The following is a 13,640-nucleotide window of genomic DNA, read 5'->3' on the forward strand; positions in this document are numbered from 1 at the left end:
CAACCCACTCGCTAAACATGATCTAGGTTCGCATTCTCGATCATTGTGACTACTGAAAGTGAAGCCGCCGGGTCGATTCTCGCGCACATCCGCGCGCATCTGCCCGAGACCGGCCCGGGACTGACCGCGGGCGGTGACGACCTGCCCGACGAGGACCTCGACCCCGACGCCATCCGCTGGGCGCCCGGCGCCCGCGACGGCGTCGGCACCTACCACTTCGGCGGCGGACCCGACACCGACCGCGTCAACGTCCTGTTCGCCGCGATCAAGGCGTGCCTGTCGCGTTGGACGGGCGCGCGGCACATCGCCCGCCTGGAGGACCTGCTCGCCGACGGGGATCTGGTCAGCGTCATCGACCAGCTCCTGACGCGCATCCGTGAAGCCGGACTGCGCGCCGGCCGACTGCACGCCCTCGGCGTGCGCTTGGCCAGCCAGTCCACCCGGCGCGAGCCGGTGAAGCTGAGCCTGGCGGACGTTCGCCGCAGCAGGACTAGTAGCACCATCGCCGGAAGACGCGGTTAAGGCACATGTTCATTCCCTAGATTCGAGTCTCGGGCAGAGGGCTGCCTGCGTTGGCGTTCGCCTCGACGGTCGGCGTACCCGTTCGTAGCCGCTGCGGCGGACGTCGGAGTGATCAACGTAAGGGTGGAATGAGTTAGGGGTGAATCGTGTGTTCGGCGCGGACCTTCGCGGTCGTCGGATGCTGACTACCGCTCGTCCCTGGGGCCGTCTGATCGAGGACAGTCGCGACTTTGACCGTGCCGGTGTCTTTAGGCTCCCCCAGGGGACGGCTCTGATCCGAGCGGGGCCTTCTTGTGGAGGTGCTCACGGACGCGTTGTTGAGGTCAGATGCCTGGCGGGCTGCCGGGTCAGCCTCGGGCATCAGCGGGTCCGACAGGGTTGCGCGACCCTCATCCATACGTCCCCGCAGCGAACGTAGGTGGCCATGATGATGCGTACGGTAGTTCGGGCCCGGGTGCTGCTGGCAGTAGGGCTGATGTTCGCGGCTTTCGGCCTCTGGGCTTCGTCACCGGCTTCGGCCACGGTCGGCCCGTCGGCGAACGTCACGATGCCCTTCACCGGGAAATGGGCCTACGTCTCCCACGTCAACCCGCCTTACAACGATGTCAACTCCAGCCACCCGAGCGTGCACCACCGGCCAGGCGGCGGGGACTGGGCCACTGACCTCTACGCCCCGGCAGACAACACGGCAGTCCGCCTGAACGTCAGTGGCAACAGCGGAACACTTTCCTTCGAGTGGATGTCCAGCTCGTCGTCGTGCGGACAGAGCGTGCGCATCAAGGTCAAGGTCGACGGCGTCTCGGTCGGCTGGATCTACGTCGCGCATCTCACCAGCGCCGTCACCAGTGGGACCATCACGAACGGGATGCGCGTCGGCGACGCCACCAATCTCGGCTGCAACCCCAGCCGCCACATCCACGTCGAGTACAGGAACCTCACCGCCGGACACGCCTGCTGGCACGACCACGGCAGCCCCGGCGTCACGCGCGCCGAAGGCACCGTGATCGGGACCCTCGGCTCCGCTAACACTGGCCCCGCCCAGCAGTGCGGGCCCGGCCCCGCTCCAACACCCAGTCCCACTCCCCCGGCCCTGCCCGACACCTTGACCGGGACGATGGCAGACATCAACCACGACGGCAAGCCCGACCTGATCGGCCGCTTCGCCGACGGCACCGCGCGGGTTTACCACGGAACGGGTGCCGACGCGTTCGACAACGGGACGCAGTTCGGCTCAGGGTGGAACATCTTCACCGCCATCAACCTGGCCGACATCAACCATGACAGCAAGCCGGACCTGATCGGACGCCTCGCCGACGGCACCGCGCGGATGTACCACGGACTGGGCTCTGACACGTTCGACAACGGTGCGCAGGTCGGCTCCGGATGGAACATCTTCAGCACCGTCAACTTCGCCGACATCAACCACGACGGCAAACCGGACCTCATCGGCCGCCTCGCCGACGGCACCGCGCGGGTGTATCACGGCACCGGGCCTGACACCTTCGACAACGGGACTGACTTCGGGTCCGGTTGGAACATCTTCACGGCGGTTCTGTTCGCCGACATCAACCAGGACGGGCGCCCCGATCTGGTCGGCAGACTGTCCAACGGCATTGCCCGGGTTTATCACGGGACCGGCGCGGACACCTTCGACAACGGGACCGACTTCGGATCCGGGTGGAACATCTTCACCGCCATCAACCTGGCCGACATCAACCATGACGGCAAACCCGACCTGATCGGACGCCTCGCCGACGGCACCGCGCGGGTGTACCACAGCACCGGCGCCGACACCTTCGACAACGGGACCGACTTCGGATCCGGATGGAACATCTTCACCGCCATCCCCTGACCGGCCAGGGCAACCCGGGCCTGCCGGGCTGTCGGCGACGATCACGCTGATCGGCTAGGTTCCCCGGGTGGCCCAAACGTCAAGACGGTCGGTACTGCCGCGTCAACACCACCGGCCGCCGGCCGGAAGCCAGCCGTCAACGGCCGCGGCCCGTCGGTGAGCCGAGTCCTGCGAGGCGCCGGGCGTCTTGGAGGGCAACCAGGATCTTTTGACGGTCCGCTGGCCGTGTGTTGAGGTTGCGTGGGGACGGGTGTGGGCACTCGATGGTGCGCAAAGTATGGATGCCGAGTCTGCTCCATCCCTTCGCGGCCTTCCGGCCGATGAGGACCACCACCTTCAGCGCGGGAAGCAGCGCCAGCAACTGTCGCGTGTAGCCTTCGGCGGCGAGAAGATCTCGCGTCGAGGCGGGCCGGATCTTCGTGTCGTCGCCGATGTACCAGGGGATGACGTTCCAGGTCACGACATCGCGGCTGCGGTCGATGCCGGCGTCGCACAGCAGGTGCCACATAGTGGCGGCGGTCTGGTCGTTGTTGTCGGGGCTGACGAATCCAGACCCGTGACGTTCGCGGGTCGCCCTGGCACCCGGCGCTTCCAGCAGCAGCAGGATCGGTGCGTGTACGCCGGCCTCGGTCGGGTCGAAGTCCGGAACGCGATCTGCTCCCCGTTCCGACCGTATCCGGGCCGCGTGCGCGGTCAGCGGGGCGATGCGTGGCTCCGTGAGTAGCGATTGCTTGCGAGCCAGCTCGGCGACTTCTCGATTGGTCCTAGGGGAATCGGCACGGGGCCCGTCCACCTCGCCAGCCTAGGCGCGCCGAGGTTGCCTCCCCTAGCGGACGAACATCCACTCTCCGACAGCGCCAGCCGCGGAGAGGCGGTCCGGCATCCGCCTCACCGACCTGTCGCCAGCGCCCCCACTCAGCGGATTCACAGCATGCAGCCGGCCATGCCTCACCGATCGCCACCCGGGCAGGTGGTTCGCGGGCCGCCGTCCGACCGTGGTCCGGTGTTTCAGTTGATCGCGCCGACCCTTTGGGGGAGGTATACCGGAAGCGGCCTGGTTGGGCGTTGGGCTGTGCCGAAGCGTAGCGCGAGCATCGGCCAGCCCCGGTTCGCGAGCGCACGGCGCAGGTCGTCGTGAAACGCGGGCGCGCCCATCAGGCCGTTGATCGACAGTACGACGAGGTCGGCGGCTCCGGCCGTCAGTACGATCTCCCCCAGTGCCTCGCCGGTGGTCAGCCAGTCCAGCGGTGTGTCCGCGTCGGCGAACAGGACGGCGTAGCGGGTGGTTCTGTCCTCGGCGGCCTCCGGCGTCGGCGTGCGCCGTTGGGGGTCGAGGAGCGCGACCTGTTCGGGTTCCAGGATCGTCAGGTGCGCCGCGTAGCGTTCGGCGGCCCACTGGAGTCGGTCGAGGTCCCTGGCTGGCACCGTGTGGTCCGTGGGTGTGTGCGGTTCGTTGTTCCAGGTCAGGATCGACTGGTACCGGCGGAGGTCGGAGTTCTTCATCGTGCGGGTACCGGTGACGCGTAGTTCGGCGAGGAGTTCGGGGCGTCGCGGGTCGGGTAGGCGGATGGTGACGCTGGTGTGGCCGGCTGCGGCGAGGGCTGCCCGTGCCCAGTGGAGTGCGGTGCCGCAGCTGGCGACGGCAAGCCTTCGGTCGTCGTTTCCGTGGGTTGTCAGCCACAGTTCGGCGGTGCCGTCGTGGAGTTCCCAGCGCCACGGGGCGGGCTGGTGTGGCGAGGGCGCGTGTTGGGAGGCGGCGATGGCGTCCAGGAGGATCGCGCTGGTGCCCCGGGCGGCGGCGGGTTTCGTTGTGGGGTCTGATCGCACGACAACACTCCGTCACGTTTGGGCCGGTGGGCCGGTCGGTGGCACGGCAGCGACGTGGGCTGGCCGTCGGTGGGCGAGCGGGCCGGACTGGCGTTCAGGAGGTTCGTCTCCTGGCACGCGGCCGGCCCATATCCATCCTCCGGGCTGGGCGTCGTCCCCGCCCGGGTCGAAGGGCCCGCACGGCCCGGGCCACATAGCCCCTGTTCGCCGGCGGTGCGGATGCGGGTGGGCGCGGCACGTGGGTGCCTGTCCCACTGGTCAGGGCGGCCGGTCGCGGTGGTCAGGAGTCGCGACGTGGGTGCGTCCTGGAGAGCGGGGGTCGTCAGACGTCGACGCAGTGCTGGGGGAAGGCGGTGTGGCGGGTGGTCGCCGGGGCGGCCCCGGGTCGTTCGGTGATGCCGATCCGCAGGGCGATCATGGGCCAGCCCAGGTCGGACAGCAGGCCCCGCAGGCGTTGGCGGGTGACGGGTACCTCGATGACGTCGCTGATGGGTGAGATCGCCAGGTCGGTGGCGACGGCGGTCAGGAGTACCCGGCTGAGGGCCTCTCCCGCGGTCAGCCAGTCGGTCGGGTGGTCGTTGTCGGTGAACAGGATCGCGAAGCGGGCGGCCTGGTCGCCGACCTTCTCGCCCAGGGGGGTGGGGTGGTCGGGGTCGAAGGTGCGGATCGGGACGGTGCGGGCGGTGGGATCGGGGGCGGGGACGTCGATGCCGTCGCGGGTGTGGGCGGGCCGGTGGGTCCACGTGTCGAGGTCGGCGCGGTAGGCGGGGTCGTCGAGTTCGATGGCCTCGGCCCGGTCGACCGCCCCGGCGAGGACGATCATCTCGTCGGGGCGCAGGATCTGCAGGTGCGCCCCGCCTTCCTCGGCGGCCTGGCGGAGCTGGTCGAGGAGCTCCTCAGGGACGGTGATCTTGGGGAATGCCCGGCGGTCGGCGTGGCGGATGAGCATCGACTGGTAGCGGCGCCAGTCGTCGGGTCCCGGTGTGCGCAGGCCGGTGAGGCGCAGTTCGGCCAGCAGGTCGGGGCGCTCGGGGTCCGGCAGCCGGGTGGTGGTGCAGGAGTGTCCGTCGGCGGCGAGGGTGACGCGGGCGTGGTCGAGGGCCGCGCCGCAGCTGACGGTGAGCAGGCGCCCGTCGGGATCGACGGAGGTGACCTGCCGGTCGCGGCGTGCCCACAGTTCGGCGACGTCGCCGGCGAGTTCCCACCGCCAGGGTTGGGTGTTCAGCAGCGACGGGGCGTGCTGGGCCGCGGCGACGGCGCGCAGCAGGGCGGCGTTGGTCTTCATGACGGGTCTCCCGTGAAGGTCCAGTCCCGGATGTGGGCGGGGTCCTCGCCGTGTTCGAGGATGTGTCGGCGGGCGGCGGCGCGGGCGTCGACCATGTCCTGGCGGACGTCGGCCGCTTGGCGGGCGAGGCCGGGGACCCTGTCGATGACGTCGATGACGAGCTTGTACCGGTCGAGATCGTTCATCATGAGCAGGTCGAACGGCGTGGTGGTGGTGCCCTCCTCCTTGTAGCCGCGCACATGCAGGTTGCCGTGTCCGGCGCGGCGGTACGTGAGGCGGTGGATCAGGGTCGGGTAGCCGTGGTAGGCGAAGATGACGGGCTTGTCGGTGGTGAAGATCGCGTCGTACTCGGTGTCGGGCAGGCCGTGCGGGTGCTCGGACGCCGGTTGCAGGCGCATCAGGTCGACGACGTTGACGACCCGGACCTTCAGGTGCGCCAGGTGGGTGCGCAGCAGGTCGGCCGCCGCGAGGGTCTCGAGGGTGGGCACGTCGCCGGCGCAGGCGAGAACCACGTCCGGGTCGCCGTCGTCGTTGGAGGCCCAGTCCCACACGCCCAGGCCCCGGGCGCAGTGCGCGGCGGCCGCGTCCATGTCGAGCCAGACCGGGGCGGGTTGTTTGCCGGCGACGATGACGTTGATGTAGTCGCGGCTGCGCAGGCAGTGGTCGGCCACGGAGAGCAGGGTGTTGGCGTCCGGCGGCAGGTACACCCGGATGATCTCCGCCTTTTTGTTGACCACGTGGTCGATGAAGCCGGGATCCTGGTGGGAGAAGCCGTTGTGGTCCTGGCGCCACACGTGTGAGGTGAGCAGGTAGTTCAGCGACGGGACCGGCCTGCGCCACGGGATGCCACGCGCGGTCTTGAGCCACTTGGCGTGCTGGTTGACCATCGAGTCGACGATGTGGATGAACGCCTCGTAGCAGGAGAACAGGCCATGCCGGCCGGTCAGCGTGTAGCCCTCCAGCCAACCCTGGCAGGTGTGCTCGGACAGGATCTCCATCACCCGGCCGTCGACCGCGAGATGCTCGTCAGTCGGCAGCACCTGGGCCTGCCAGGCCTTGCCGGTGACCTCGTAGACGGCGTCGAGGCGGTTGGAGGCCGTCTCGTCCGGGCCGAACAGGCGGAAGTTCGTCATGTTCGCGGCCATCACGTCGCGCAGCCAGTCGCCGAGGACCCGGGTCGCCTCGTGGTTCTCCCCCGCCTTCACGGCGTGGTCGCGGAAATCCGGTAGTGCCAGGTCCCGGGTCAACAGACCGCCGATGGCCTGGGGGACGTCGCCCATCCGCAGTTCGCCGCGCGGCAGCCAGCCGACGACCTCGGGGCGCGGCGCGCCGGACGGGTCGAACAGTTCCTCCGGCCGGTAGGACAGCAGCCATTCCTCGAGGGCTGCGAGCTGGCCGGGGTCGGTCCTGGCGGCCGGTAGCGGGACCTGGTGCGAGCGCCAGGTGCCCTCCACGGGCAGGCCGTCGCGTTCACGCGGACCTGTCCAGCCCTTGGGTGTACGCAGCACGATCATCGGCCAGCGCGGGCGGGTCGGCTCGTAGCTGATCGCTGTCAGCCGGTCGAACACCAGATCCATGGTGGCGGCCATCTGCTGGTGCACCTCGGCGGGGTCCTCGCCGGAGACCAGGTAGGGCTCGTAGCCGTAGCCGATCAGCAGCGCGGTCAGCTCGTCCTCCTCGATGCGGGACAGCACACTCGGATTGGCGATCTTGTACCCGTTGAGGTGCAGGATCGGCAGCACCGCGCCGTCGCGGCCGGGGGTGAGGAACTTGTTGGAGTGCCACGCCGCCGCCAGCGGGCCCGTCTCGGCCTCACCGTCGCCGATCACGCACGCGACCACCAGCCCGGGGTTGTCGAACGCGGCCCCGAAGGCATGCGCCAGGGAGTAGCCGAGCTCACCGCCCTCGTGGATCGACCCGGGAGTCTCCGGAGCCACGTGGCTGGGGATCCCGCCGGGGAAGGAGAACTGCCGGAACAGTTTCGCGGTACCGGCGGCGTCGCGGGTGATCTCCGGGTACACCTCGCTGTAGGTGCCCTCCAGCCACGTGTTCGCCACCATCGCCGGGCCACCGTGCCCGGGACCGGTCACGAACAGCACGGGCTGGTCGCGGCCGGCGATGATCCGGTTGAGGTGCGCGTAGATCAGGTTCAGTCCGGGGCTGGTCCCCCAGTGCCCGAGGAGGCGCGGCTTGACGTCCTCCGGCCGCAGGGACCGGCGCGGGAGCGGGTTGCCCAGGAGGAAGATCTGCCCGGCCGACAGGTAGTTCGCGGCCCGCCAGTAGGAGTCCACGGCGCGCAGGTCCTCATCGGTGAGGGGCGTGGTGGGGATCATGCGCATGTCGGCTCCTCGTCGAGGTCGATGCGGACGAGGCGGTCGCCCGGTTGCAGGCGCACGTCGGGGTGCCGTTCCCAGTAGATGGCACATGACTGGTCGTACTGCGGGTCACCGGCAACGAGGACCCGGCCCTTGCCGTTGTGGGTGACGCCGTGCAGGGTCACCGTCACCCGGTGCGGGGTACGGAAGTTGCGCCACCAGCGCTTGGCCTCGGCGTCGCCGGCCATGACCACCACGGTCCGGTCGGTGCGGGCGTACATCACGGGCAGGCGGATCAGGCGGCCCGTGCGGCGACCGGTGAAGGACAGTTCGCACACCCCGCCCTCCAGGAGGGCGTGCAGTGGCGAGTGCAGCAGCCCCAGGACGAGGCGGTTGACGGTGCCGAGGTGGTGCGGGCCCAGGCTGGGCCTGCGGGAGATGACACCGGTGTGCGTCGTCATGGTGATGGCCCCTTGGTCGAAGGTCTCTGTTCCCATCGTCTGCCAGGGGGCTGGTGCGCGTCCCGGGTACAAGGCCCCTCGTGGCCCGGGCCGTAGGACCCCTATCCGCACGGTGGGCGCCACGAGGGACGTTGAGGCATACACGTCTCACACCGGGACAGAGCCGGGTGCGCGGTGAATACCGGCATCCGGGGTGGTCCGGGCAGCTCGGAGGGCCCACACCCCTCACCTGCCGCTTGTCCCCTCAGCGCGGCGGGTTGTGGGTGTGGGCCCTCGTTGCGGGCGTCAGACCGGGGAGCCGGTGGAGCCTTGACGCCCGCTGTCTGTGTGGCCCCGTGGTGGCCGTCGGTCGGCCCGGATGGGCTGCACGTGTCGGCTCGGGGCGCTGTGGATCTTCTAATACTCGGTCTTGACGGTGACTCCTCCGCAGGTGGTCGTGGCGTACAGGCTGATGTAGTGGTAGCCGGCCGCCGGGTTGGTGACGGTGAGGGTCTCCGCGTTGCCGGGGTTGGTGGACCGGCTGGTGTAGGTGCCGGTGGTGGCCCAGGTGCTGGGGCTGTAGTACAGGTCGCAGTTGCCGGTGCCGCCGGAGGCGGTGATGCGCAGCTGGGTGACGCCGGCGGGGAGGTACAGGTACAGGTAGTCGTAGTTGCCGGCGGTCGCGGACCTGTTGGTGCGCTGGCAGTTCTTCCCGAGGGTGCGCACGTCGCTGCCGGTGCATTCCGGGACGCTGCCTCCGCCGGTGGCGACGGCGACCGTCTGGGTGGTGGTGCCGGTGGCGCCCTTGTCGTCGGTGACGGTGAGCCGCACGGTGTAGGTGCCGGCGGCGGCGTAGGTGCGGGTCGGGTTGGTCGCTGTCGAGGTGGTGCCGTCGCCGAAGTTCCAGGAGCGGGAGGCGACCGTGCCGTCGGAGTCGGTGGAGCGGTCGGTGAACGTGGCGGTGAGGTTGGCGGTGGTGACGGTGAAGCTGGCGGTCGGCGGCTGGTTGGTGGGTGTTCCGCCCCCGCCGCAGCTGCCGGCGGCGCAGGCTGCGAGCCAGGTGTACCAGTCGGCGTCGTAGCGGCTGCCGATCGTGCTGGTCAGCAGGGTCCGGGCCGCGGTCCAGTTCCCGGACCGGTAGTGGGACAGCAGGGTCATCATGTCCGCGCGGTGGGACTGGAGCATGTAGCGCACGGCGAGGTAGCCCCAGCGGTAGATGCGGGTCGTGTCGTGGCTGTAGGTGGTGTCGAAGAGGGTGCGCAGCGAGTAGGTGCGTTTGCCGGCCTCGGTGATCGCGGCCGAGTAGACCTCGTTGCGGTAGGAGTAGGACACGTACTCGGCGAAGCCCTCGATCCACCAGATGGTGGGGGTGGTGATGTTGGCGCCGAAGTCGCCGTACATGTCGTAGCGGCCGTCGAGGTAGTGGGTGTATTCGTGGTTGAGGTTCCAGATCGCGAACGTCGGCCGCATCCACTCGGCCTCGTAGGCGATGAACCGGGCCTGGTTGCCGGTCGCGGACGGGTCGCCTTCCAGGTACATGCCGCCGTTGTTGGTGTCGATGCCGAAGATGGCGCCGGCGTAGGTCTGGTAGTCGGTGGAGCTGTCGAACACGTTGATCTCGATGTTGGTGTTGCGGTCCCCCGTGACCGGTCCGGGGTCGGCCACGATGTTGTGGAAGAACGCGTCCTGGTTGCGCACGCTGGTGCACGTGGCGGTCAGTTCGGCGGTGGTCATGGCCTGGGCCCGGATGGTGTGTCCGGCGTCGCAGGCGTAGGTGATCGACAGGACCTCGGCGGTGAGCCGGCTCTGGAGGTTGCAGGTGTCGAAGTAGGCGCAGTTGGCCCGGTCGTAGTAGTCGGTCATCTCCGCGACGCCGACCCACAGCGGTGCGGTCGTACCCCGGATGGAGCTCTGGTTGAGAAGGCCCTTGGCCTGGGACTGGGCCTTGGCGTGCAGGGGGGCGTGTTGCAGGAACCGGGCGAGTTCGCGGCCCGCGTTGGAGGTCAGGTAGCTCTGGTCGGTGCCGAGGAGGGCGAGGTGTGAGGAGGCGAAGTTGTAGAGGGTGTCCAGGACGCTGGGGTCGGACTGTACGGCCGTGACGAACGCGGGGACCTGGTGGCCGCGGAACAGGACGGTGTAGACGTTGTTGACGGCGTTGAGCATCCACCACGACGTGTTGTAGGAACTGTTGTAGCTGGTCAGCAGGCCCTTGACGATGTGGAGGTAGCGGGCGTTCTCCTCGGCGCTGTCGATGAGGGTGACCGCCTCGGACAGGGACTCGCCGTTGGCGTCGGTGACGTCGAAGGCGCGCGGGTTGGCGAAGAAGGAGTCCAGGCCGGAGCGGATCGCGGTCTGCAGGGTCGTGCCGTAGGTGCCCACGGTGGTCGGGTCATACCAGTGCACGTAGTAGCCGGCGCGCAGGTAGAGCACGAGCTGGGCGGTTCCCGTGCTGTTGTTTCCGGGGTAGGCCGACCCGTTGTCGCGCAGCCCGTAGGCGACGCTGGCCATCTGCGCCTCGCGGAACGCGGCGTACGCGTCCGAGCCGCTCAACGAGAACAGGCTGTTGACGCAGTCGGTCGTCGAGGCCTTGATCTGGTCGACCAGGGCCCAGCCGGTGCGGCTGGTGAAGTCGCTGACGTTGCAGGTCGCCGCCAGAGCGGACCGTCCGGCCATGGAAGGCCTGGGCGCCTTCTCGGTAGCAGTTGCGGGTTCGTCGTAGTCGCGGCGCTGTTCCTCCTTCGACGCCGGCCGGGGCGCCCGCTCGCGCATGTCGGTCCCGGACGTCGCGAAGTGCCGGGGTTCGGCCGCCTGTGCCGGAACTCGGGGAGCGGGCGCGGGGGTGGTGTGCGCCGCCTGGGTCGGGGTGCCTGCCACCAGCAGACCGGCTATCAGACTGAGCGCCACGAGGGACAGGCGTGCGAGGGCACGCCGGTCGGGGTGATCTCTCATTGCGGATCTCCGAGGGGGTTCGGGTCCCGGCCGGGTGTCGGCCAGGTGGATCCGCAACGTATTGATGTCCTCCTTTCGGGCACAACAGTCGTTAGGGCGTCGTTTACCCAGAGGTGACGTGTGCGTTACCAGCCCCCTAAGAGACGGTCAGTCCGTGCGGGGGTGCACCTCCGGGTGCGCGGCCCACCAGGGGCCGTAGGTGGGGTTGTCCACCGCGTGCTCCACGTACGCGCGGGCCACGGCGAGGTACACCCGCTCCGCGTCCACCTCGGAGACCCGGGACCGGCGCCAGGCGAGCAGGAGCCTGGCACGCAACGGCTCTCCGACCAACCGCCGAACGACGAGGCCGCCCCGCGACACCGACGTCGGCTCCACCAGCTGGATCGCCCGGCCCGTCTCGATGAGCTGCGCTCCCCCACCCGTGGGTGCCTCGAAGCGGATCCTGGGCACGAACCCGGCCCGCCGGCAGGCCGCGCGCAACGAGGTCAGCGACCCGTCGTCGGCCCCCGGCGGGGAGATCCACGCGTCCTCCGCCAGGTCCGCCAGATCGATCTCCTCGCGGTCTGCGAGGCGGTGTCGGGCCCCGATCGCCACGAAGATCGGCACCCTGGGTACCAGCATCCGTTGCGCCAGATCGGTGGCCAGCCCGACCTCGTGGTCGTCCATCATCCCGATCACCGCCAGGTCGAGCCGGTCGTGCTGCAGAGACTGTGCCAAGGCCACCGCCGACGGCTCCACCTGCATGGTGATCTCCGCGTCGGACAGCGCCGCGACCACGTTGTCCAGGACGCTGCCGCAGCACTCCATGTGCACCGATCCGAGGCGCAGGGTCCTGGTCGTCGACGGGTCCCCCTGCAGCAGGTCGCCGGTGAATCCGTCGATCTCGGCGACGACGAGCCGCGCGCGTTGCAGCGCCCGGTGCCCCAGCGGGGTGGGGGTCACGCCCGTGCGGCCACGCACGAACAGCTCACCCCCCAGCGTGCGCTCCACCCGCTGCAGGAGCGCGGTCAACGAGGGCTGCGAGATGCCCAACCGCACGGCCGCCCGGGACACACTGCCGGCCTCGGCGATGGCGCAGAGCGCACGCAGGTGACGGACGTCGAGCTCCATAGTCCAAGGCTATACCTGCTGGTATGACCGCAGTCACACATCCGGTGCGAGCCTGTGGGGGAACCGAATTGTCCGACCCCGACGGGACAGGGCCATGGCGAAGATACTACTGATCGACGACGACGCGGCCTGCCGACAGACCGCCACGGGGGGCCTGTCGGGCCTCGGCCATCACGTCACGGCGCTGGCCCTGGAGCAGGTCGGAGCGGTGCTGGTCGACGTTTCGCTCCGGGCACACGGCAGGCCCGACGTCGTCGTGCTGGACCCGTCGGCCCCTGGCGTTGATGGCCTTCAGGTCACTCAACTGGTCCGCCTGGGCACCCGGCGTCCGGTCATCGTTCTGGCCCCCGAGCGCCCCGAATCCGACATCGCCCGGCTGCTGGACCTAGGAGCGGACAGTTACATGCCCAAGCCCTGCTCCCCCGCATTGCTGGACGCCCAGATCGGGGCGGTGCTGCGCCGTGTCCCAGCTCCGGCGTCGTCCGACACCCGGGTCGTCGGTGAGCTCCGCCTCAACGTCGGCTCGCGAGTCGCCGTCCTCGACGGCAGGCGGCTGGACCTGACCCAGCGGGAGTTCGACCTGCTGGACATGCTCAGCGAGCATCCGGGTACCTTCGTTCCCCGTACCGTCCTGCGGGCGCGTGTCCGCTCTGCGCGCTGTTCGCGGACCGTGGACGTGCTCCTGTGCAGGCTCCGCGCCAAGTTGGGCGAGAACGCCGACAATCCCCGCTACCTGCACAGCATGCGGGGCACAGGTGTCGCGCTGAGGGCACCGGACCGGATGGGGTGAGACAGGCCGAGGCCCACGCTGGTCCGGTCTTCCGCCGGCGCCCACCGTGGTGGGCACCGGCAGGAGGTGGGTCGTGTTCTAGCTTCCGGTGGCCGGAAGATTCGGGTCGTGGGCGGGGCGCGGGACAGGGATGACGACGACCGGGCAGGCGGCCTTGCGGATGCACGCCTCGGCGACGGATCCGAGGACCGCGTGGTGCAGCGCGCCGTGTCCGTGACTGCCAAGGACGAGTAGGTGCGCGGTGCGGGCCGCCGCCGTCAGGACGTCGGAGGCCTGTCCGGCGACGACCTCCAGTGCGACGGGTACGTGGCCGGACAGTCCGGCGGTGACGTCGGCGATGTCGTGGGCTGCGATCTTCTCGGCGCGTTCGCGTTCGGCGTCCGGTGTGGTCAGGTTGGCGAACTCAGCGTCCAGCCCGTCCCAGTGCCAGGCGGTCACGGCCTGCACGGCGCTACCGGTGCGGGCGGCCTCGTGCACGGCCCAGGTCAGGGCGCGGCGTCCTCCGTCGGAGCCGTCGACACCGACGACCAGCAGGGAACTCGATGTCATC

Annotated in this window: 11 protein-coding genes; 3 read left to right on the top strand and 8 right to left on the bottom strand. The window is 69.5% G+C overall.

The features are described from left to right. Positions 1 to 45 precede the first annotated feature (45 nt). Both PT931_RS20905 and PT931_RS20910 read left to right on the top strand, forming a co-directional pair. A complete protein-coding gene (locus PT931_RS20905; protein ID WP_456247436.1) occupies positions 46 to 522 on the top strand; it encodes a hypothetical protein in 477 nt (158 codons plus the stop codon). 454 nt (positions 523 to 976) lie between these two features. After that, positions 977 to 2,374, top strand: a complete 1,398-nt coding sequence (locus PT931_RS20910) for an FG-GAP repeat domain-containing protein (RefSeq protein ID WP_456247437.1) — start codon at positions 977 to 979, stop codon at positions 2,372 to 2,374. A 136-nt stretch (positions 2,375 to 2,510) separates the two neighbouring features. On the opposite strand, the gene PT931_RS20915 is transcribed toward PT931_RS20910, so the two are convergent. The 7 genes from PT931_RS20915 to PT931_RS20945 form a co-directional block, all read right to left on the bottom strand. After that, positions 2,511 to 3,167 carry a uracil-DNA glycosylase gene (locus PT931_RS20915; protein ID WP_456247438.1) on the bottom strand — a complete coding sequence of 219 codons (657 nt, stop codon included), beginning with the start codon at positions 3,165 to 3,167 and terminating at the stop codon, positions 2,511 to 2,513. A gap of 215 nt (positions 3,168 to 3,382) precedes the next feature. Then, the gene (locus tag PT931_RS20920; protein ID WP_456247439.1) at positions 3,383 to 4,201 is read right to left on the bottom strand and encodes a hypothetical protein; all 819 of its coding nucleotides are present in this window, start codon (positions 4,199 to 4,201) and stop codon (positions 3,383 to 3,385) included. Between the two features lie 322 nt (positions 4,202 to 4,523). Further along, positions 4,524 to 5,486: an Acg family FMN-binding oxidoreductase gene (locus PT931_RS20925; protein WP_456247440.1), complete on the bottom strand. Its 963-nt coding sequence runs from the start codon at positions 5,484 to 5,486 to the stop codon at positions 4,524 to 4,526. Then, complete coding sequence (locus PT931_RS20930) at positions 5,483 to 7,825, bottom strand: phosphoketolase family protein (protein ID WP_456247441.1); 2,343 nt, start codon at positions 7,823 to 7,825, stop codon at positions 5,483 to 5,485. Before PT931_RS20930 ends, PT931_RS20925 begins: the two co-directional genes overlap by 4 nt. Beyond that, positions 7,816 to 8,262, bottom strand: a complete 447-nt coding sequence (locus tag PT931_RS20935; RefSeq protein WP_456247442.1) for a nitroreductase/quinone reductase family protein — start codon at positions 8,260 to 8,262, stop codon at positions 7,816 to 7,818. The genes PT931_RS20930 and PT931_RS20935 overlap by 10 nt, the downstream gene beginning before the upstream one ends. 396 nt (positions 8,263 to 8,658) lie before the next feature. Further along, positions 8,659 to 11,190, bottom strand: a complete 2,532-nt coding sequence (locus tag PT931_RS20940) for a collagenase (RefSeq protein WP_456247443.1) — start codon at positions 11,188 to 11,190, stop codon at positions 8,659 to 8,661. A gap of 147 nt (positions 11,191 to 11,337) precedes the next feature. Next, complete coding sequence (locus PT931_RS20945; protein ID WP_456247444.1) at positions 11,338 to 12,300, bottom strand: LysR family transcriptional regulator; 963 nt, start codon at positions 12,298 to 12,300, stop codon at positions 11,338 to 11,340. Between the two features lie 94 nt (positions 12,301 to 12,394). On the opposite strand from PT931_RS20945, the gene PT931_RS20950 reads away from it, so the two are divergent. Then, the gene (locus tag PT931_RS20950; RefSeq protein WP_456247445.1) at positions 12,395 to 13,090 is read left to right on the top strand and encodes a response regulator transcription factor; all 696 of its coding nucleotides are present in this window, start codon (positions 12,395 to 12,397) and stop codon (positions 13,088 to 13,090) included. A 78-nt stretch (positions 13,091 to 13,168) separates the two neighbouring features. Here PT931_RS20950 and PT931_RS20955 read toward each other — a convergent pair whose 3' ends face one another. After that, the gene (locus PT931_RS20955; RefSeq protein WP_456247446.1) at positions 13,169 to 13,639 is read right to left on the bottom strand and encodes a universal stress protein; all 471 of its coding nucleotides are present in this window, start codon (positions 13,637 to 13,639) and stop codon (positions 13,169 to 13,171) included. Position 13,640 lies beyond the last annotated feature (1 nt).

The sequence above is a fragment of the Longispora urticae genome (assembly GCF_053902585.1).